The sequence below is a fragment of the Bradyrhizobium sp. Kon37 genome, from assembly GCF_055807535.1.
The window spans coordinates 1-682 of sequence record NZ_JBVVOY010000093.1; the positions used below are offsets into that span (position 1 = coordinate 1).

2 protein-coding genes are annotated in these 682 nt (G+C 54.5%); one reads left to right on the forward strand and one right to left on the reverse strand.

The window, feature by feature from the left end; translation table 11 throughout:
- Positions 1-269 (reverse strand): hypothetical protein (locus tag AC0L3J_RS37205; RefSeq protein ID WP_473350405.1); only part of this gene is annotated, 269 nt, incomplete at its 3' end.
- A gap of 93 nt (positions 270-362) precedes the next feature.
- Here AC0L3J_RS37205 and ampE point away from each other — a divergent pair.
- The coding region (gene ampE / locus AC0L3J_RS37210; protein WP_473350406.1) for a regulatory signaling modulator protein AmpE at positions 363-682 on the forward strand (320 nt) is incomplete at its 3' end.

The following is a 682-nucleotide window of genomic DNA, read 5'->3' on the forward strand; positions in this document are numbered from 1 at the left end:
GCGGCTTTGTTCATGGCGGCTTCCGGGCCATCTTTCAGCACAGAAAAAATGACGGGTTTCAGCAGGGGGTCAACCGAACGCTGCCAGTCTTCCGGTGAGACGCCCATCCGGTCGATATCATCCTCCTGCGGGATATCTTCAGCGGATAATGCGGCCTCTTTCTGCGAACCGTTATCCGGGACAACCGGTTGTATAGTAAACACGGCTTCATCACCGACCGGCTGTGGAATATGAAGTTTTTCCTGTATCCAGGAGACCGGAATACGCATTCCCGCCGCCAGTTTCGGAATGGCGTCAGACAGTGCCGTAATATCACCCGCTTCACTGCTGCTTCACGTAATGATAGCCATGCCCGTGCCACGATGGCTGGCGAACTCACCATGATTCACGGCGTCCCGGCAGGCTGCGACGAACGTGAGTATTTGCGTGAGCTGCAAAATGCATTGCTGTGGATTAACTTTCGTTTTTATCTTGCACCGCTGTTCTGGCTGATTGTGGGGGGAACCTGGGGACCCGTTACGCTGATGGGGTATGCGTTTTTGCGTGCATGGCAATACTGGCTGGCGCGATATCAGACGCCGCATCATCGTTTACAGTCCGGCATTGATGCCGTGCTTCATGTACTGGATTGGGTGCCGGTTCGTCTTGCGGGTGTGGTATATGCCTTGATCGGTCATGGTGA